The following is an 18,980-nucleotide window of genomic DNA, read 5'->3' as shown; positions in this document are numbered from 1 at the left end:
GCATCTGCCGGTCTTTTTTTATCCCTGAACTCCCCGAAGGTGAACAATCCACTGTTCACCCTTCACCGTATATTCACCCGTTATCACACTGAAATTAAAAGAGAAAAACGAAAGGTGAACAGTGTGAACAATCAAATCAAAAAAAACTTTTTTTCTCCCTGTGTGATTTCAGTACGGGGGATTAATCACCGGTATGAGTCACACCGGCAGAATGCCGGAGGTGAAGAATCGAATGTTCACCCTTCACCCATTATTCACCACCTATCATACTGAAATAAAAGGAGAAAAAAGAAAGGTGAACAGTGTGAACAGTTCTTTCGAAAAAAAATTTTTTTCCTGAGTTAACGTGCGTGAAGATACGTGTAACAATTAATCGATAGATATTATATGTATAAGGATGTGTATAAATGAATTAGAATAGAAAAATATAAACGATTTGAATCAAATAGTTATATGGCAATTTTGACTCCTGTGATCTTCCGCCAATTTGCCTCTTCTGAACTCTCCCGACATTCACAAAACCTCTTCTATTTCCTTATATACCTGGCTTTATTTGTATCCTGTGACCCGTCCTGAATAGCGTTATTTTTGTAACCGGCTCATTTAAACCGTCTGGTCTGTTTCCTCCGGCTCTACAAAAATAATGTCCATCATTTTTAATGGACACTATCGTATGAAACACCGGACCTGGATCACTGAAGCTTTACGTCTTCACTTTGAAGAACATTTACCCCGGGTTGTGGCCGGGCGTCGCCTGGGTGTACCAAAATCAACAGTTTGTAGTATGTTCGTGCGCTTTCGGAGAGCTGGCCTTTCGTGGCCTTTGCCCGCAGGCATGTCGGAGCAGGAACTTGATGCCTGCCTTTACGGACAATTTTCCACGGTACCAGTCGTACGTCCTGAAAGCACCGTTATATCCGAAGCCCCCGTGGTAAAAAAACGTCCCCGGCGGCCCAACTTCCCTTATGAGTTTAAAATCGCCTTAGTGGAGCAGTCACTGCAGCCCGGAGCCTGTGTGGCGCAGATCGCCCGGGAAAACGGAATCAACGATAACCTGCTCTTCAACTGGCGCCATCAATACCGGAAAGGTGGCCTGCTGCCTTCCGGAAAAAATATGCCGGCACTGCTTCCCGTGACGTTAACGCCGGAGCCGGATAATAAAATCCCGGCCCCCGCACAGGAACCAGAGCAGATAAATACACCGTCCGACAGTCTGTGTTGTGAGCTGGTTCTGCCGGCCGGAACTCTCAGGCTTAAAGGTAAACTGACGCCGGCGTTATTACAGACACTTATCCGCGAAATAAAAGGGAGCAGCCACTGATGATATCTCTCCCTGCCGGTTCGCGTATCTGGCTGGTTGCCGGTATCACCGACATGCGGAATGGCTTTAACGGCCTGGCATCAAAAGTTCAGAACGTCCTGAAGGATGACCCGTTCTCCGGACACCTGTTCATCTTCCGCGGACGCCGGGGTGACCAGATAAAAGTGTTGTGGGCTGACAGTGACGGACTGTGCCTCTTCACCAAACGCCTGGAGCGGGGCCGCTTCGTCTGGCCAGTCACCCGTGACGGCAAGGTGCACCTTACTCCGGCTCAGTTATCCATGCTTCCTGAAGGTATCAACTGGAAGCACCCGAAACGAACGGAACGCGCTGGAATCCGCATATAACCCGTTGTAAAGTGAGGATATGGACACCTCACTTGCTCATGAGAACGCCCGCCTGCGGGCACTGTTGCAGACGCAACAGGACACCATCCGCCAGATGGCTGAATACAACCGCCTGCTCTCACAGCGGGTGGCGGCTTATGCTTCCGAAATCAACCGGCTGAAGGCGCTGGTTGCGAAACTGCAACGTATGCAGTTCGGTAAAAGCTCAGAAAAACTTCGTGCAAAAACCGAACGGCAGATACAGGAAGCTCAGGAGCGAATCAGCGCACTTCAGGAAGAAATGGCGGAAACGCTGGGTGAGCAATATGACCCGGTACTGCCATCCGCCCTGCGCCAGTCTTCAGCCCGTAAACCGTTACCGGCCTCACTTCCCCGTGAAACCCGGGTTATCCGGCCGGAAGAGGAATGCTGTCCTGCCTGTGGTGGTGAACTCAGTTCTCTGGGATGTGATGTGTCAGAGCAACTGGAGCTTATCAGCAGCGCCTTTAAGGTTATCGAAACACAACGTCCGAAACTGGCCTGTTGCCGGTGCGACCATATCGTGCAGGCACCAGTACCTTCAAAACCCATTGCACGCAGTTATGCCGGAGCGGGGCTTCTGGCCCATGTTGTCACCGGGAAATATGCAGACCATCTGCCGTTATACCGCCAGTCAGAAATATACCGTCGTCAGGGAGTGGAGCTGAGCCGTGCCACACTGGGGCGCTGGACCGGTGCCGTTGCTGAACTGCTGGAGCCGCTGTATGACGTACTGCGCCAGTATGTGCTGATGCCCGGTAAAGTCCATGCCGATGATATCCCCGTCCCGGTCCAGGAGCCGGGCAGCGGTAAAACCCGGACAGCCCGGCTGTGGGTCTACGTCCGTGATGACCGCAACGCCGGTTCACAGATGCCCCCGGCGGTCTGGTTCGCGTACAGTCCGGACCGGAAAGGTATCCATCCACAAAATCACCTGGCCGGTTACAGCGGTGTGCTTCAGGCCGATGCTTACGGTGGTTACCGGGTGTTATACGAATCCGGCAGAATAACGGAAGCCGCGTGTATGGCTCATGCCCGGAGAAAAATCCACGATGTGCATGCAAGAGCGCCCACCGACATCACCACGGAAGCCCTGCAGCGTATCGGTGAACTGTATGCTATCGAGGCAGAGGTCCGGGGCTGTTCAGCAGAACAGCGTCTGGCGGCAAGAAAAGCCAGAGCCGCGCCACTGATGCAGTCACTGTATGACTGGATACAGCAACAGATGAAAACACTGTCGCGTCACTCAGATACGGCAAAAGCGTTCGCATACCTGCTGAAACAGTGGGATGCACTGAACGTGTACTGCAGTAATGGCTGGGTGGAAATCGACAACAACATCGCAGAGAACGCCTTACGGGGAGTGGCCGTAGGCCGGAAAAACTGGATGTTCGCGGGTTCCGACAGCGGTGGTGAACATGCGGCGGTGTTGTACTCGCTGATCGGCACATGCCGTCTGAACAATGTGGAGCCAGAAAAGTGGCTGCGTTACGTCATTGAACATATCCAGGACTGGCCGGCAAACCGGGTACGCGATCTGTTGCCCTGGAAAGTTGATCTGAGCTCTCAGTAAATATCAATACGGTTCTGACGAGCCGCTTACTTATTTTTGGGGTATCAGGTTAGTTACTGGCGCACATCCCCCTGGATGATGGATTCGTCAAAAGCCGGAGGATGTCATGGCACTCGATTACCAGAAAGGCAGTGGGCATATCACATTCAAGCGGCTGGATCTGGTGGGTAAGATGAATGACATGGTGGCGAAGCACTATCCGTCAGCGTTATCAGCAAAATAACACTGTTCATATGCGGTTCTCTGGCATACTACGTGAGTTATAGCATTACGGATTTGATTCTAACGGAGGCGGCATGTCAGACAAAGACTTAACCCAGTCCCCAGAAGGCGAATTTATTATGTTTGCCAGCGGTGACGGAGAAGTGCGTGTTGAATGTCGCTTTGAACAAGAAACACTCTGGCTCCCTCAGGCAACCATCGCAAACCTTTATCAGATCACTCCTCAGGCCGTCACGCAGCACATTAAAGCGATCTATGAAGAAGGCGAACTTGACCAAAACGCAACCTGTAAGTCTTACTTACAAGTTCAACAGGAAGGTAACCGCCAGGTAAGTCGCAACAAGCTACATTACAGCCTGCCTGTAATACTCGCTGTTGGCTATCGCGTTCGCTCGCCTCGCGGCACTCAATTCCGTCAGTGGGCAACACAGACGCTTCAGGAATACCTGATCAAAGGTTTTGTGATGGACGATGAGCGACTGAAGAATCCCCCTGTCGGTTCATCGGTTGTGCCCGACTATTTTGATGAGATGCTCGAACGTATCCGCGATATTCGCGCCAGCGAGCGCCGGGTATATTTGCGGGTGCGGGAGATCTTTGCATTAGCTGCTGACTATCAGCCTTCGTTAAAAGAAACCACGCAATTTTTTCAAACCATCCAGAACAAACTGCATTTTGCCTGTACCGGGCATACCGCTGCTGAACTCATTCATCTGCGTGCCGATGCCAGCCAGCCGCATATGGGGCTGACCAGCTATAAAGGTGAAGAGGTGCGTAAGAGCGACGTGACGGTGGCAAAAAATTATCTCACCCAGGATGAAGTCAGCGAGCTTAATCGCGTGGTTAACATGTGGCTGGACTTTGCCGAGGATCAAGCCCGTCGTCGTCAGCAGGTCTTTTTGCGCGACTGGCAGGATAAGCTGGATCAGTTCCTGCAATTTAATGACCGTGAGGTTCTACACGGCGCGGGTAAAATCAGTAAGAAAATGGCCGATGAAAAAGCGCAGACGGAGTATGTTCAGTTTGCCAAACAACAACGGTGCTTAAAAGAGGCCGAAGGCGAGAAGGATATTGCCGCTTTGCTACAGTGGAATAAAGAGTCGAAAAAGTAGCTCAGAATGCCCCCAACTCCATATGCAAAACCATTTGGGGATACTTATGGGGGTTACTCATTTATCCAATTCAAAATATGAATATTAAATCAATAAATTAACCATCAAATACGACCCCGATAATCTTCCGCCAATTTGCCTCTTCTGAACTCTCCCGACATTCACAAAACCTCTTCTATTTCCTTATATACCTGGATTTCTTTGTATCCTGAGGTCAACCGACTTCAACCTGCGGCACGTTATTTTTGGGGGGGCATTGGGGGTATCTTACCTGACTGATCTGGCCGCAATCACCGGGAAATCCTGTTCCCCGATGCTGCTTCATATCGACCTGGCTTTACCAGCGCTGATAAAACAACGGGAGCTGAAGCTGGCATTCCCTAGGATTTCTGGCTTACTACTGCGCCTGTTTTTCAACAAATCAACAGCAAGCAGGAGAGATCGTCCCCGGTATTGATCATGTCGATCGCTTTATCCATCCGCTGATTGATAATTGGCGAATGCAAGGTTTTCTCAGCAAGGCTCGCCACAATCTTCAGCACCGTTGCCTCATCTGGAGTGACTTCCAGCGATATCACACTCAGCAAATGCTTTGTGTAGAAATAGTCGAGGATCAAACGGTAAACCTGGCGCATAACCGTTGAGAAATCAGCCTCAGGAAAATGGCTGTGGTAAATTTTGTAGGTCAGTAAATTGCGCAATACATGCGGAGCGCTGAGGATAGATTCCTGGCAAAGCTGCTGCCACTGCTTGTCCAGAACTGCAAACTTGTCAGCCAGAACCTGCTTATCCGGGCTGTTTGCTACGTCTAAATACACTGCCATCTTTCGATGCGCATCAGCAATAATACGATCCCTGCTGCTCTTATTCGCGACAAGCGAACCCAATACCGTCAGCGCACGCACCTTCAATCCCACCGACTCCGTAGGCGTTGATTGACTCATCAGGCTAATACCTGCCGCCAGCTCGCTTAATAACTCCTGATGGTACTGTTCAGCCTGCACAAAATAGCGGTGCAGATCGAACTCAATGCGCTGTAGGTAAACCATAAACTGTGCCAGCGCCATCAGATTCTCTTCAACGTTCAACGATGGCGACTGCAGGAGGTGCCAGGCAAAGAGATGCACAATCTGGTGGATCTGATTAACCGGCTGCCTGGCAGTGAAGGGGGTTTTCGCCTTCGCCAACAGCTCATCCTGTTCGTACACTAACATGCTGTCGGCATCAAACAATACCAGTCGGGCTACTTCTGGACATGAGAGCACCATCGAATGGCGAGTTGTATCCGCGTAGTGCCTTTTGTTACGTGGATAAGTAGAACAGGTTTCTGAAAGCGCTTCTTCTCCCAGATCGCGATGAACCAGGCAGAGTTTATTTTCATCGAGAAACGGACACTGCCCCTGAGCGTCCAGTTTGATTATCGAATAGCGGCTTTTACCATTTCGCACCCGTAATAGATTCTCTTTCGCCAACTGGGCAATTTTCGGGTGTTGTTCGTTGAGGTAAGTATGATGGGTTTTCTTGTCGATGTGTATATTCCATCCCTGACAGCAGGAAATCAGGCAGTTGGGACCGACGCAGGAAAACTTCTTCACAAACTCGGGGGTTATTACTTTATGGATTTGCATAACATTCTTCGCGTTTAAAAAGCGAACAATAGCACGCTGTCAGAACAAAATGATAACGTCATAACCTGACGGTTTAACAAGTATTTCACCCGTTTCATAAATGTCGCCCCATCAAATGACTGGTTTACCTGAAGAGCCATCCTCGCCATTTTTGCTATCATGCCTGCAACATAAACGACAAAACAGTATGCAGAGGAAAATATGAGTTCCACCAGAAAGGGAATGCTGAACGTTCTAATTGCCGCCGTTTTGTGGGGGAGTTCAGGGGTCTGCGCACAATACATCATGGAGCAAAGCCAGATGTCATCGCAGTTTCTTACCATGACGCGACTGATATTTGCCGGGTTTATTCTGCTGACACTCTCATTTGTCCACGGCGATAAAGTCTTCTCAATCATTAGAAATCATAAAGATGCCATCAGCCTGCTGATTTTTTCCATCGTTGGCGCGCTGACCGTCCAGCTTACTTTCTTACTGACCATCGAAAAATCCAATGCCGCTACAGCAACGGTGCTGCAATTTTTATCACCAACGATTATCGTGGCCTGGTTCTCACTAGTACGTAAATCACGCCCCGGCATTCTGGTATTTACCGCGATTTTGATCTCTCTCGTGGGCACCTTTTTGTTGGTCACCCACGGTAATCCGACATCGTTATCGATCTCTCCTGCCGCGCTGTTCTGGGGGATAGCTTCAGCCTTCGCTGCCGCATTCTATACAACATACCCCTCAACGCTCATTGCCCGTTACGGCACGCTGCCCGTCGTTGGCTGGAGTATGCTCATTGGTGGTCTGATCCTGCTACCTTTTTATGCCGGGCAAGGAACAAATTTCGTGGTTAATGGCAGCCTGATCCTGGCGTTTTTCTATCTGGTGGTAATTGGAACTTCACTGACCTTTAGTCTGTATTTGAAGGGCGCACAGTTAATTGGCGGGCCGAAAGCCAGCATTTTGAGTTGCGCAGAACCGTTAAGTAGCGCGCTGCTTTCTTTGCTGTTACTGGGGATCACCTTCACATTACCAGACTGGTTAGGGACACTATTGATTCTTTCATCAGTAATATTAATTTCTGTAGATTCCCGCCGCCGCGCCAGAAAAATTTAACTATCCAGCGCGGTACGGTTGATGATTACCAGCCCGGCATCGCGCCACCGTTAAAGATAGTTTCTGCCGCTTTAGCCACTTCCGGTGATTGATAAGATTGCAAAAATTCCTTCACATTTTCTGCATCCTTATTATCTGCCCGCGCCACCAGAATATTCACATACGGCGAATTTTTATCTTCAATAAAAACGCTGTCATGCACCGGGGAAAGCCCGGTTTGCTGAATATAAGTCGTGCTGATAATTGCCACATCCACTTTCGGATCATCCAGCACTCGCGGTAATTGTGCCCCTTCCAGCTCCATTATCTGCAAATGGCGCGGGTTCCCGGTAATATCCAGCGCCGTTGGCAGTAAACCTTTTCCCTCTTGCAGGGTGATCAGTTTCTCTTTTTGCAGCAGTAACAGCGCACGACCCAGATTGGTCGGATCATTCGGAATTGCTACTGTCGCTCCATCTTCTAGCTGATCGACCGTTTTGATTTTTTTCGAATAACCAGCCATCGGGAAGACAAAGGTATTTCCCACCGCCACCAGCTTGTAACCATGAGCCTGATTATCCTGTTCAAGGAAAGGGCGATGCTGGAAAACGTTGGCATCCAGTTCACCATGATTTGTTGCATCATTAGGCAGCAATGAGCCACTAAATCCTACCAGTTCAACCTCAAGGCCATACTTCTCTTTGGCCACTTTTTTAGCGACTTCCGCCACATCCTGTTCGGCACCGTTAATTACGCCAACTTTAATGTGTTTTGTATCGCTGCTTTGCTGGTCGCAGCCTGCCAGCAAGATCCCCGCCAGTAATAATGCAGCCCCTGTCCGTAGATGATGTGTTGTCAGTTTCATTTTTTATCCTTTTATTAATGATTACCTGACTATAGCGGTAAGGTCGCTGCGGTTTAAAAAACGAAACGCTATCGATAAGAATAAAAAGGAATAAAAGAGGCATATAAGGTCTGGCACTTCTTACTGACTACACAAGCGCGTTTCGTACAGCATGATGAGAGCGAATAAAGCAAACTACACTTATGCTTTATTCGATGCGCATTTGTAAGAGGTTGAATCCATGAAATCAACGACACTACTGCTTATTTTCACCGTTTTTACTGTGCCAGATATCGTATACGCCGAGTCACCTTTTAGCTCATTACAATCCGCAAAAGAGAAAAATACGGTATTGCAGGATTTGCGGAAAATTTGCACCCCACAGGCTTCATTGTCAGATGAAGCATGGGAAAAGTTAATGTTGTCAGATGAAGGCAATAAACAACACATACGCGAAGCCATCGTGGCGATGGAGCGTAATAATCAGAATAACTACTGGGAAGCGTTGGGTCGGGTAGAATGCCCGGATATGTAAGAGTGGCAATGACCTCTGACTAACGCCTCTTTAACCTGACATCAGGATTTCTTCATTTTCACCTTTGCGGTAACCAACAGTGCGGTAAGCAACATCAACGTACCGGACAATATTAACGGCGAAGTCAGGCCAATGTTATCCAACGCATAACCGCCGATTGCCGCGCCACAGGTATTGGCAAGCTGAATAACGGCCACCTGAATAGACCCGGCTTTTTCTGCTTGATCAGCCAGTGAGCGGGTGATCCACGTTGACCAGCCAACGGGAATTAAAGCAAAGGTCAGCCCCCAGATAATCGCCACGCCGGTAGCAACAATTTTATCGCTTCCCCACAACACCAGTATCAGCGCGCTAAAGGCGAGCACTAACGGTGCGCCCGCTAAGGCCAGTTTTACCGAACGTTTAAGAATGATCGACGAAAGCGATGTACCGACAAAGCTGGCGAGACCAAAACTCAGCAGTACCAGCGTTAAGCCATCTACGCCGAATCCCGCCAGATTCATATACACAGGGCGAATATAAGTGAAGAAAGCGAATTGCCCCGCAAAGGACATAAAGATAGCGATCATCCCGGCCATCACCCCCGGACGCTGCAACAGGCGGAAGGTATTTTGCTTCTGATGTGACGGTTCGCCAGGCAGTGAGGGCAATGATTTAATAATCCAGAAAATACACAGAACGCCCATCACTGCCGCCGCGTTAAAGACATTGCGCCAGCCGATAAGCTCGCCTAAAAAGCTGCCTAACGGCGCGGCAATCACCAGCGCGATAGAAACGGCACCGAAGATCACCGACAGAGCCTTCGGCACCATTCGAGGCGGCACCAGCCGCATGGTCAGCGACGCTGACATTGCCCAGAACCCACCCAGCGCCAGTCCCAGACAAGCGCGGCCGATTAACAACATCCTGAAGGAACTGGCAAAGGAAACCAGCAAGCAAGAGAGCGTCAGCAAAACGGCAAACAAAATAACAACGTAGCGACGGTCAGTGGCCTGAATTGTCTGGGTAATAAACAAACTGGCAAACATCGCTACAAAGGCGGTAACAGTCACCGATTGTCCGGCAACCCCTTCCGAAATACCTAAATCCTGAGCCATTGGCGTCAATAAACTGACAGGCAAAAACTCAACGATAATCAGGCAAGCGACGCAAAACGCCACCGAGAAAACGGCTGACCAGTTCGGTCGGCTGATGGCACCCGCGCCGCGGTTTTCTGTAATAAATTCACTCATGGTGTTACTCGAGGCATGTTTCAGGGGAAAAGCCGACCACTTTAACATTGAAATGTGTGATGCATTTAACGTTTTTGCAACTTTTACGGTGTCGCATGAGGTAGGGGTAAGATTGAAACGGAACAAGACAAAGATTGCCGGATGCGGCGTGAACGCCTTATCCGTACTCGGTCTGTAGGCCTGATAAGACGCGCCAGCGTCGCATCAGGCAAAGCGGTTTTAATGCAGCCAGTGAACGCCCTCAGTAGGCTGAAAAAACGCGTTATAGCGCATCTGGAAAGCGGTAATGTCCTGCATTTCAGGCTCTGTCTCTCGTAGAAAACCCAGCGCCAGCCTCACCTGTGCATCGGTAATGGGTGCGGCGAGACGGGCTTTTTGCAAAATTCGATGCCATTGATGCAGGTTCTGTTCACTGCCATCGACAATGACAATTTGCCAGATGAGCAACACCTGCGCGGCGTTTTGCAAGTGCGACTCATCCGGGCGATGCAGATAACGTAAAAATTCGTCACCGGCTAATTTTCCCATCTGATCGACCATCGATTCGACAGGCACCACGTCAATATTCAGCCGATCGCTCAGGCGGCGAATCGCTTTTCTGGCCCCGGATGTCAGCACCCGAAAACCAACCACAAACACCACCGCCAGCGTGGCAAGCATTATCCAGATCATGAGTTCTCCTGCGTAAACGGCACTCATGATATCTGGAAACACTTATCAGATACTAATCCACCAGGATGATTTTCAACGCAAATAGCGCCGCTACCACCACCACACACAGGTTCAGATCGCGCCAGCGCCCGGTGCACACTTTCATGATGCAGTACGACATAAAGCCCAGCGCGATACCTTCAGTAATTGAAAAGGTAAAAGGCATCATTACCGTGGTAATAAATGCGGGCACCGATTCGGTAAAATCATCCCAGTTAACGCGCGCCAGACTTGAAGTCATCAACACACCAACAAAGATTAACGCCCCGGCGGTTGCGTAAGGAGGAACCATCGCCACCAGCGGCGAGAAAAACATAACCAGCAGGAACATAACGCCGACCACTACCGCAGTCAGCCCCGTGCGACCACCGACCGCCACACCAGAAGTACTTTCAATATAGGCGGTAACAGAAGAGGTGCCGATAAACGCGCCAGCCACCGAACTGACGCTATCGACATACAGCGCCTTATTCATATTCGGGAATTTACCGTGACTATCTATTAAGCCAGCTTTATCAGTTACGCCAATTAATGTTCCTGATGAATCAAATAGGTTGATCAACATAAAGGAGAAAATGATACCGGCCAGTTCAAGCGACAATGCTCCGCTCAAATCAACTTCACCAATAACACCGCTAATATCAGGTGGAATGGAATAGATGCCGCTAAAATGAACATCACCAAAAAATAATCCACAGCAGGAAGTAACAACAATAGAAACCAACACCGCGGCGTGAAAATTACGTGATGACAACACGGTTATAATAAAAAAACCTAAAATACCCAACAACACACCATGAGAACTTAAATCACCAATCATCACCAGCGTATCTTTATTGGCGACAATAACACCGGTGTTTTTTAATCCCATTAAGGCAATAAATAACTCGATGCCACTGGTGATACCAATACGTAAACTTAACGGAATGTTAGATATCATCCAGTAACGTATACGAAAAAGCGTGAGCAAAAATAGCCCTATTGCGCCCCAGAATATAGCGCCCATACCGGTCTGCCAGGAGATGCCCATTGCCCCCACCACCACAAACGCAAAGAAGGCATTCAGCCCCATTGCTGGAGCCAGCGCTACGGGTAAGTTAGCAAATATCCCCATCGCAATGCTGCCGATACCGGCAATCAGACAGGTGGTGACAAACACCACTTTCGGATCCATTTGCGCCGCACCGAGAATTTGCGGGTTAACGAAAACGATGTACACCATGGTTAAAAAAGTGGTCATCCCTGCAATCAATTCTGTGCGGACGGTGGTCCCATGTTGCGGCAGTTTAAATAATCGCGAAAGCGTCCCTGATTCATTACTCACGTAATCGGTATTGTCATTATTCATTTTTTTGTCCATTGAAGGAGATTTAATTCCTTGCTTTTGTAAAACAAATGACAACAACGGTTCAGTGATAATTATCACATTTCAATTGCACATTAATGGATATTCTTTAATAATCTCGCGACGTTTCTTTATGATAAATAATAATCAAACTGATAAAATCAAAATGAGAAAAACATGAATAATTCTATTAGCCATAAATTTCATCACATTAGTCGGGGCGAATACCAGGAATTGTTAGCCGTATCCCGTGGAGAAGCCGTTGCCGATTATATTATTGATAATGTCTCTATTCTGGATCTGATCAATGGCGGAGAAATTTCCGGCCCGATTGTGATTAAAGGGCGTTACATTGCCGGTGTTGGCGCAGAATACGCCGACGCTCCGGCTTTGCATCGAATTGATGCTAACGGCGCAACGGCAGTGCCGGGGTTTATTGATGCTCACCTGCATATTGAATCCAGCATGATGACGCCAGTCACCTTTGAAACCGCCACCCTGCCGCGTGGCCTGACAACCGTCATTTGCGACCCTCATGAAATCGTCAACGTCATGGGTGAAGCCGGATTCGCCTGGTTTGCCCGCTGCGCTGAACAGGCAAGGCAGAATCAGTATTTGCAGGTCAGTTCTTGCGTTCCCGCCCTGGAAGGCTGCGATGTAAACGGTGCCAGTTTTACCCTCGAACAGATGCTCACCTGGCGGGATCATCCGCAGGTTACCGGTCTGGCCGAGATGATGGACTATCCAGGCGTGATTAGCGGCCAAAATGCGCTACTCGATAAACTGGACGCGTTTCGCCATCTGACGCTGGACGGTCACTGTCCCGGTTTGGGTGGTAAAGAACTTAACGCTTATATTGCTGCGGGTATTGAAAACTGCCACGAAAGTTATCTGCTGGAAGAAGGTCGCCGGAAATTACAACTCGGTATGTCGTTGATGATCCGCGAAGGGTCCGCCGCCCGCAATCTCAATGCACTGGCACCGTTGATCAACGAATTTAACAGCCCGCAATGCATGCTCTGTACCGATGACCGTAACCCGTGGGAAATTGCCCATGAAGGGCATATCGACGCCTTAATCCGCCGCCTGATCGAACAACACTATGTGCCGCTGCATGTGGCATATCGTGTAGCCAGTTGGCCGACGGCGCGTCATTTTGGTCTTAATCATCTCGGTTTACTGGCACCAGGCAAACAGGCCGATATCGTTCTGCTAAGTGACGCGCGTAAGGTCACAGTACAACAGGTACTGGTGAAAGGCGAACCGATTGACGCACAAACCTTACAGGCACAAGAGTCGGTAAGACTGGCGCAATCTGCCCCGCCGTATGGCAATACCATTGCCCGCCAGCCAGTTTCCGCCAGCGACTTTGCGCTGCAATTTACTCCCGGAAAACGCTATCGTGTCATTGACGTTATTCATAACGAACTGATTACGCACTCCCGCTCCTGCGTTTACAGCGAAAACGGTTTTGATCGCGATGATGTGTGCTTTATTGCCGTGCTTGAGCGCTACGGGCAACGACTGGCTCCGGCCTGTGGTTTGCTCGGCGGCTTTGGCCTGAACGAAGGCGCGATGGCGGCGACGGTCAGCCATGACAGCCATAATATTGTGGTGATCGGTCGTAGCACCGAAGAAATGGCGCTGGCGGTGAATCAGGTTATTCAGGACGGCGGTGGGCTTTGCGTAGTACGTAACGGTCAGGTACAGAGCCACCTGCCGTTGCCCATTGCCGGGCTGATGAGCACCGACACAGCGCAGTCACTGGCGGAACAAATTGACGCATTGAAAGTCGCCGCCCGTGAATGTGGTCCACTACCGGATGAACCGTTTATTCAGATGGCATTTCTTTCCCTGCCAGTGATCCCCGCGCTGAAACTGACCAGCCAGGGTTTGTTTGATGGCGAGACGTTTTCCTTCACTACGCTTGAGATCACGGAATAAAAAAAGCCCGGCATCATGCCGGGCAAAAGTCACCAGTTACGTTTATGCCACTGTCAACTGCTGAATTTTTTTCTCGCGGCGGATTTTGCGTTCTTCCATCACCGCGACTATCGCCATCAGGCAGATACAGCCAATTGCGGCGATATCCAGCGCGGCGAAGGTTCCAGCCCAGCCGGTAAGGCCGAATACCGGAGTACCATCGGCAATCATCCCCAGACCTAACTTGGCAAAGCTGTCACCAATCAGGTAGGCGAAGGTGCCTTTAATCCCGTCGGCAGCGCCGATCGCTTTTTTCGGTACAAAGCCAACAGCCGCCACGCCAATCAACAGTTGCGGACCAAATACCAGGAAACCTAATGCAAAGAGAGAAGCCAGGTAGATGTATTGATTGCTGGCGTGCTGATACACACCGAGTGTCGCGATAATCAGTGCCAGCGCGATACAGGCCACCAGGCCACGGCGACCATTCGCCAGGTCGGAGAGCCAGCCCCACAGCAGCGTACCGACCAGTGCGCCTGCTTCAAACAGCGTAAAGCCCTGAATCGCTACCGCTTTAGAGAGTTTGAGTTCCTGGAAAGCGTAGACGGTTGACCACTGGTCGATACCAATACGCACCACGTACAGGAAGATGTTGGCGAAGCACAGCAGCCAGATCACTTTGTTTTTCAAAACATATTCGACAAAGATCTGCCACTTGGTCATATCCGTGGATTCCGTCTCTTTGTCCTCTTCGCTGATCTCTTCACCGAACAGTTCTTCGGCTTTGCCAAGACCATAAGCTTCAGGGGAGTCACTTCCGTAACGCAGACCGATAAAACCGACAATCAGTGCAATAATCGACGGGAAAATAAACATGCCAATCACGTGGCCATCGAACAGGTAATTTGCGCCGAACAGAGCCACACCCGCCGCACCCGCGCCGCCGAGGTTGTGGGAAATGTTCCAGAAACCGAGGAACGTCCCGCGCTTACGACGCGGCGTCCATTTGGTGATGGTGGAGTAACTGCACGAACCGCCGGTGCTCTGGAAAAAGCCGCTTAAGGCGTAGAAAGCAATCATCAGGAACAGGCTAACCGAGCCGCTGCCCATACTGGCGCTGAACCCCAGCATACAAATGGCTGAAAGGATCAGCATGAATGGCAGGAACTGCTTAGTATTTTTGCCGTCAGCGTAATAGGAAACCAGCGTTTTACCCACGCCATAGGTGATGGAGAAGCCCAGTCCTATCATCCCCAACTGCGTCATGCTCAGCCCGTAGGTGGAGATCATGTCGTTCTGCGCAATGTTAAAGTTCTTACGAATCAGGTACATCGTCAGGTAGCCAATAAAGACCACCAGGTAGGATTGCATGAACGGTTTGAACCACATTTTGCGCCGCACTTCGAGCGGAAGATCCAGAGTCGGCTTGCGAACCTGGTTGAGGAAAGCCAGCATGGGTTACTCCTGAAATGAATACCTGCGTGAGGTATTCATTGTAAAAATCAGCAGCAAATCAGGCCTGGGATAGCGTCCAGGCAAAACCAGGAAAATTTCTTAGTTTTGCCGGATATGAAGTAAAAAGGTAAGATGCATCACGCTTCGCGTGGTGCCTGAGCATTCAAAAAGGGCAGTAACAGCAGCGCCGAAATCCCGGCGGCGATAGCGATAACCACAAAAAAACCGCTCCAGTGCCAGGTATCGAGCACTTTCGCCAGCGGCCAACCGGCGAGCGATGCCCCAAGATAAGCAAACAAGCCGACAAACCCCGTCGCTGCCCCTGCCGCCTCTTTGTGAGAACACTCTGCCGCTGCCATGCCGATTAACATCTGCGGGCCAAAAACAAAAAAGCCAATGGTGAAAAAGCAGGTCGCCTGCATCACGTAACTGGCAAACGGCATCAGCCACAGCGAGCCGACAGAAAGCAAAATCCCCGCGGCGAATATCAAATTCATCGGCCCACGGTTACCGTTAAACAGTTTGTCCGATCCCCAGCCTGCAACCAGCGCACCGATAAATCCGCCCAGTTCAAACATGGTTACCGCAGTATTCGCCGTCACCAAATCGACGCCCAGCGTCTCGGACATGTACAAGTTGCCCCAGTCGTTAATCGCTGCACGAACCACGTAAACCAGCACGTAGCAGAACGAAAGCAGCCAGATGTATGGATTCAGCAACACATATTTGGTGAGGATCTCTTTACGTGTCAACCCCGCCCCTTCCTGTTGCTGGGCTACCTCCAGTGCGTCGTGCCGCCATTCTCCGACCGCCGGTAAACCTAACGCCTGCGGGCGGTCGCGTAGCCGCCAGCAGAGAAAACCCCCCACTATAATGGCTAAACTTCCGGCAATCATCATCCCGATACGCCAGCTATAATGCAGCGCAACTGCCGCCATCACGATGGGGATCAACGCACCGCCAACGTTATGTGCCGTATTCCACAGCGCCCACCAACCGCCACGCTCGGTACGTGAATACCAGGCAGTTAACAGACGCGCACAAACCGGCGACCCCCAACCCTGGAAAAAGGCGTTCAACACCCAGAGCACGGCAAACGCCCATAGCGAAGTGGAAAATCCAAACAGAATGTTGATGATGCCAGTCGCGATAAGCCCAATCCCCATAAAATAACGCGCATTTGAGCGGTCGCTGACAATGCCGGAGACAAACTTCGACAAACCGTAGGTGATATAAAACAGGGTTGCTAACAGGCCAATATCGCTACGACTTAGCACGCCGGTAGCAAGGATTTCCGGCATAGCGGCGTTAAAACTTTTACGCGTGAAATAAAACAGCGCATAACCTAACCAGATGGTCAACAAAATATGCCGACGCCAGTAGCGGTAGCAGGCATCAATTTCACGTTTATCACTCATCAGCGGCGCGTCGGCAGGCGCTTTCAGAAACTGCAACATCATCAAGCCTTAGACATAACGTTGGGGGAGAGAGACACTGACGCGTGTGCCGTGCAGACAGGAGATGGTTAAGGTGCCGCCCAGCGCCGTTACACGCTCACGCATTCCGGTGAGGCCAAAACCGTGTTGCCCTGAGTCTGGCGGCAAACCGCTACCATCGTCTTCAATCACCAGCATTAACCGCTCATCCTGCTGCCAGCCTTGCAGCGTGACCGCACTGGCATCGGCATGTTTCACAATGTTGTTCAGCCCTTCCTGGCAGACACGAAACAGCGTTACTCGCTGGTTTTCACTTAACGCCGATTCATCTATCCGCCATTCGAGATGACTGATAATACCGCGCCCCTCCAGTTCCATTTCTCGCATCAGTGAACGGATGGCCTGCTCAAGAGTGAGGTCATCCAACTGACGTGGGCGTAACCGCCCTAACAAGCGGCGCACCGCGTCGTAAACGCCCAGCGACAGTTGTTCGATTAGCTGCCCACTCTGCTTCACACTGGCGTTATCCGCTGCCAGTCGCTGAACAATGCCCGCCTGGGTGCGAATAGCGGTGATGGTCTGGCCGATATCATCGTGCAGTTCACGCGCTACGTCGCGGCGCACGCTCTCTTCGGTTTCCAGCAAACGTTCGGCAAGATGCTGATTGCGCGCCAGTTCCTTTTGCAGCGACTGGTTAAGCTCGCGCAGTCGCTGAATACCTGCGCCAAGCAACAAGCCTGTAAGGCTTTGCACCAGCAGCGAGAGCAATAAATCCACCGGATGATCATGCCATGTCTGGCTGGCAATCAACGCAATGGCGTTCATCAGCGTCGCAATCAGCGCTCCTTGCCAGCCATAGTGCCAGGCCAGGGCAATAATCGGCAGCGCCAGGCAGAATGGCGTAAAGCGCGACAGTTCGTTCGGCAGCCCCAGTTGCAGCCAGAGACTGATAACAAACAGCAGCAAGTACCAGACCAGATGGCGTCCACGCCAGTTTATCGGCTGAGAAACCAGCGACGGCCCCAGCGGTAGCCAGGTGTTATTCGCCAGGTAATGCCAGAACACGAGACAAACAGGAGCCAGCGTCAGACCGCCAGTTAAGGTCAATAACAGCGCGTTCCACGACTCGTTTCCATACCTGTGCCAAAGCCAGGGCAGTGACTGTAACAACGCTGCCGCCGTCAACGCTGCTCCTTGTAACAGCAACGTGCGCCAGTCACGCTGATGGCGATAGCGAGAAATCAACGCCACGGGCAGTAACGTCAGTAAACTACCGATCATCAATAACGGAAAATGCGTTAACCCAACCGCCTGCATCAACCAGTAAATCAGCAACCATTCCGCGCCCAGCAATACGGGCCAGTATCCGCGCGGGCATTGCAACATCAGTCCCAGCCGCAAGCCAAACGGGAACAGCAACACAGCCAGCTCCGGGCGTTCAACCAAATGCAGGCTGATACTCCACAGGCAAAACCACGCGGCAGAGAAAATAAAAAAGCAGGCTATAACAGTAATTAAGCGGGAAAAAAACGTCTTCATCACCAGCCATCAAACATGCGGCGAGCCAGTTCAACGTCGTTACTGACGCCCAGTTTTTCCATCAGATTAGCGCGATGTACGTGCACCGTTTTAGGCGACAACCCCAGTTCAGCGGCGATCTCTTTTACTGCCATCCCTTGCGCCAGCTTTTCCGCCACCTGACGTTCGCGTTTGGTCAGTGGGTCCTGGCGGCCGGATGCCAGCTTAATGGCGATGTCCGGCGTCAGATAACAGCCGCCCGTGGCAACTGTATGCACGGCGGCGATCAGTTCGTCCGGGCTACAACGTTTGGAGAGAAAACCGCGCGCGCCCGCATTAAGCGCCTGTTCAACCAGCGCCGGACTGTCATGAACGGAGAGCATAATTGTCGCCATCCCTTTTGGTAGCAGACTTAGCAACTCCAGCCCCGAAATATCCGGCATTGAGATGTCGCAAATACACACCTGCACACCGCGCCTAGGCAATCCGGCCAGCGCCTCGCGCCCCGAGCCAAACTCAGCAACTACCTGCAAATCAGGTTCCAGCCCCAGCAACTGCGCAAAGCCGGAGCGGACGATAAGGTGATCGTCTATAAGGGCAACGGTGATCATGGTCTTGTCCTGGCGGGTAAAAAAACGCGCTTACCTTAACGATAAGCGCGCCGCTGTTCAAGCCTT

General features: G+C 50.8%; 15 protein-coding genes and 2 pseudogenes. 8 read left to right on the top strand and 9 right to left on the bottom strand.

The window, feature by feature from the left end:
• Positions 1 to 643 precede the first annotated feature (643 nt).
• The 5 genes and pseudogenes from tnpA (at position 644) to C1192_RS17225 (ending at position 4,593) form a co-directional block, all read left to right on the top strand.
• Complete coding sequence (tnpA, locus tag C1192_RS17245) at positions 644 to 1,321, top strand: IS66-like element accessory protein TnpA (RefSeq protein WP_001339397.1); 678 nt, start codon at positions 644 to 646, stop codon at positions 1,319 to 1,321.
• Positions 1,321 to 1,668 carry an IS66 family insertion sequence element accessory protein TnpB gene (gene tnpB / locus C1192_RS17240; RefSeq protein ID WP_069906977.1) on the top strand — a complete coding sequence of 116 codons (348 nt, stop codon included), beginning with the start codon at positions 1,321 to 1,323 and terminating at the stop codon, positions 1,666 to 1,668. Before tnpA ends, tnpB begins: the two co-directional genes overlap by 1 nt.
• A 19-nt stretch (positions 1,669 to 1,687) precedes the next feature.
• Positions 1,688 to 3,259, top strand: a complete 1,572-nt coding sequence (locus C1192_RS17235; RefSeq protein WP_103194767.1) for an IS66-like element ISCro1 family transposase — start codon at positions 1,688 to 1,690, stop codon at positions 3,257 to 3,259.
• Between the two features lie 118 nt (positions 3,260 to 3,377).
• A pseudogene (locus C1192_RS17230) lies at positions 3,378 to 3,482 on the top strand (DUF4942 domain-containing protein); the annotation flags it as partial.
• A 73-nt stretch (positions 3,483 to 3,555) separates the two neighbouring features.
• Complete coding sequence (locus C1192_RS17225; RefSeq protein WP_001280590.1) at positions 3,556 to 4,593, top strand: virulence RhuM family protein; 1,038 nt, start codon at positions 3,556 to 3,558, stop codon at positions 4,591 to 4,593.
• Positions 4,594 to 5,006: 413 nt separating this feature from the next.
• Here the strand turns inward: C1192_RS17225 and fliB are convergent, their stop codons facing one another.
• The gene (fliB, locus tag C1192_RS17215; protein WP_038355390.1) at positions 5,007 to 6,221 is read right to left on the bottom strand and encodes a flagellin lysine-N-methylase; all 1,215 of its coding nucleotides are present in this window, start codon (positions 6,219 to 6,221) and stop codon (positions 5,007 to 5,009) included.
• A 201-nt stretch (positions 6,222 to 6,422) separates the two neighbouring features.
• Between fliB and C1192_RS17205 the strand changes: the two are divergent.
• Positions 6,423 to 7,347: pseudogene (locus tag C1192_RS17205) on the top strand (carboxylate/amino acid/amine transporter).
• 3 nt (positions 7,348 to 7,350) lie between these two features.
• Here C1192_RS17205 and nlpA read toward each other — a convergent pair.
• Positions 7,351 to 8,169 carry a lipoprotein NlpA gene (gene nlpA / locus C1192_RS17200; RefSeq protein ID WP_038355392.1) on the bottom strand — a complete coding sequence of 273 codons (819 nt, stop codon included), beginning with the start codon at positions 8,167 to 8,169 and terminating at the stop codon, positions 7,351 to 7,353.
• 220 nt (positions 8,170 to 8,389) lie between these two features.
• Here nlpA and yicS point away from each other — a divergent pair, with 220 nt between their 5' ends.
• Positions 8,390 to 8,683: a protein YicS gene (yicS, locus tag C1192_RS17195; protein WP_000843473.1), complete on the top strand. Its 294-nt coding sequence runs from the start codon at positions 8,390 to 8,392 to the stop codon at positions 8,681 to 8,683.
• Positions 8,684 to 8,724: 41 nt separating this feature from the next.
• On the opposite strand, the gene nepI is transcribed toward yicS, so the two are convergent.
• From nepI to adeQ, 3 genes are all read right to left on the bottom strand, one after another.
• Positions 8,725 to 9,915, bottom strand: a complete 1,191-nt coding sequence (nepI, locus tag C1192_RS17190) for a purine ribonucleoside efflux pump NepI (protein ID WP_001288577.1) — start codon at positions 9,913 to 9,915, stop codon at positions 8,725 to 8,727.
• Positions 9,916 to 10,134: 219 nt separating this feature from the next.
• A complete protein-coding gene (locus C1192_RS17180; protein WP_038355393.1) occupies positions 10,135 to 10,587 on the bottom strand; it encodes a DUF1198 domain-containing protein in 453 nt (150 codons plus the stop codon).
• A gap of 52 nt (positions 10,588 to 10,639) precedes the next feature.
• Positions 10,640 to 11,974 (bottom strand): adenine permease AdeQ, encoded by a 1,335-nt coding sequence (gene adeQ, locus C1192_RS17175; protein WP_077784574.1) that lies wholly within the window; start codon positions 11,972 to 11,974, stop codon positions 10,640 to 10,642.
• 174 nt (positions 11,975 to 12,148) lie between these two features.
• On the opposite strand from adeQ, the gene adeD reads away from it, so the two are divergent.
• Complete coding sequence (adeD, locus tag C1192_RS17170) at positions 12,149 to 13,915, top strand: adenine deaminase (protein ID WP_038355395.1); 1,767 nt, start codon at positions 12,149 to 12,151, stop codon at positions 13,913 to 13,915.
• A 42-nt stretch (positions 13,916 to 13,957) separates the two neighbouring features.
• Here the strand turns inward: adeD and uhpT are convergent, their stop codons facing one another.
• The 4 genes from uhpT to uhpA form a co-directional block, all read right to left on the bottom strand.
• Complete coding sequence (gene uhpT, locus C1192_RS17165; protein WP_000879190.1) at positions 13,958 to 15,349, bottom strand: hexose-6-phosphate:phosphate antiporter UhpT; 1,392 nt, start codon at positions 15,347 to 15,349, stop codon at positions 13,958 to 13,960.
• Between the two features lie 137 nt (positions 15,350 to 15,486).
• Positions 15,487 to 16,806, bottom strand: a complete 1,320-nt coding sequence (uhpC, locus tag C1192_RS17160) for an MFS transporter family glucose-6-phosphate receptor UhpC (RefSeq protein WP_038355396.1) — start codon at positions 16,804 to 16,806, stop codon at positions 15,487 to 15,489.
• Between the two features lie 9 nt (positions 16,807 to 16,815).
• Positions 16,816 to 18,324, bottom strand: coding sequence for a signal transduction histidine-protein kinase/phosphatase UhpB (uhpB, locus tag C1192_RS17155; RefSeq protein ID WP_001517438.1), 1,509 nt, complete (start codon positions 18,322 to 18,324; stop codon positions 16,816 to 16,818).
• Positions 18,324 to 18,914 carry a response regulator transcription factor UhpA gene (uhpA, locus tag C1192_RS17150; protein WP_038355397.1) on the bottom strand — a complete coding sequence of 197 codons (591 nt, stop codon included), beginning with the start codon at positions 18,912 to 18,914 and terminating at the stop codon, positions 18,324 to 18,326. Before uhpA ends, uhpB begins: the two co-directional genes overlap by 1 nt.
• Positions 18,915 to 18,980: the final 66 nt, after the last annotated feature.

Source organism: Escherichia marmotae (genome assembly GCF_002900365.1).
Lineage (GTDB): Bacteria > Pseudomonadota > Gammaproteobacteria > Enterobacterales > Enterobacteriaceae > Escherichia > Escherichia marmotae.
The sequence above is the reverse complement of the archived record's forward strand: the minus strand, read 5'-3'. Positions and strand labels throughout refer to the sequence as shown.

What these genes read in the sequence shown, in the direction of transcription:
- nlpA (WP_038355392.1), bottom strand. Translation starts at nt 8,169, where the DNA reads ATGAAACTGACAACACATCATCTACGGACAGGGGCTGCATTATTACTG.
- tnpB (WP_069906977.1), top strand. Translation starts at nt 1,321, where the DNA reads ATGATATCTCTCCCTGCCGGTTCGCGTATCTGGCTGGTTGCCGGTATC.
- C1192_RS17180 (WP_038355393.1), bottom strand. Translation starts at nt 10,587, where the DNA reads ATGATCTGGATAATGCTTGCCACGCTGGCGGTGGTGTTTGTGGTTGGT.
- fliB (WP_038355390.1), bottom strand. Translation starts at nt 6,221, where the DNA reads ATGCAAATCCATAAAGTAATAACCCCCGAGTTTGTGAAGAAGTTTTCC.
- uhpC (WP_038355396.1), bottom strand. Translation starts at nt 16,806, where the DNA reads ATGTTGCAGTTTCTGAAAGCGCCTGCCGACGCGCCGCTGATGAGTGAT.
- yicS (WP_000843473.1), top strand. Translation starts at nt 8,390, where the DNA reads ATGAAATCAACGACACTACTGCTTATTTTCACCGTTTTTACTGTGCCA.
- C1192_RS17225 (WP_001280590.1), top strand. Translation starts at nt 3,556, where the DNA reads ATGTCAGACAAAGACTTAACCCAGTCCCCAGAAGGCGAATTTATTATG.
- nepI (WP_001288577.1), bottom strand. Translation starts at nt 9,915, where the DNA reads ATGAGTGAATTTATTACAGAAAACCGCGGCGCGGGTGCCATCAGCCGA.
- adeD (WP_038355395.1), top strand. Translation starts at nt 12,149, where the DNA reads ATGAATAATTCTATTAGCCATAAATTTCATCACATTAGTCGGGGCGAA.
- adeQ (WP_077784574.1), bottom strand. Translation starts at nt 11,974, where the DNA reads ATGAATAATGACAATACCGATTACGTGAGTAATGAATCAGGGACGCTT.
- uhpT (WP_000879190.1), bottom strand. Translation starts at nt 15,349, where the DNA reads ATGCTGGCTTTCCTCAACCAGGTTCGCAAGCCGACTCTGGATCTTCCG.
- tnpA (WP_001339397.1), top strand. Translation starts at nt 644, where the DNA reads ATGTCCATCATTTTTAATGGACACTATCGTATGAAACACCGGACCTGG.
- uhpA (WP_038355397.1), bottom strand. Translation starts at nt 18,914, where the DNA reads ATGATCACCGTTGCCCTTATAGACGATCACCTTATCGTCCGCTCCGGC.
- C1192_RS17235 (WP_103194767.1), top strand. Translation starts at nt 1,688, where the DNA reads ATGGACACCTCACTTGCTCATGAGAACGCCCGCCTGCGGGCACTGTTG.
- uhpB (WP_001517438.1), bottom strand. Translation starts at nt 18,324, where the DNA reads ATGAAGACGTTTTTTTCCCGCTTAATTACTGTTATAGCCTGCTTTTTT.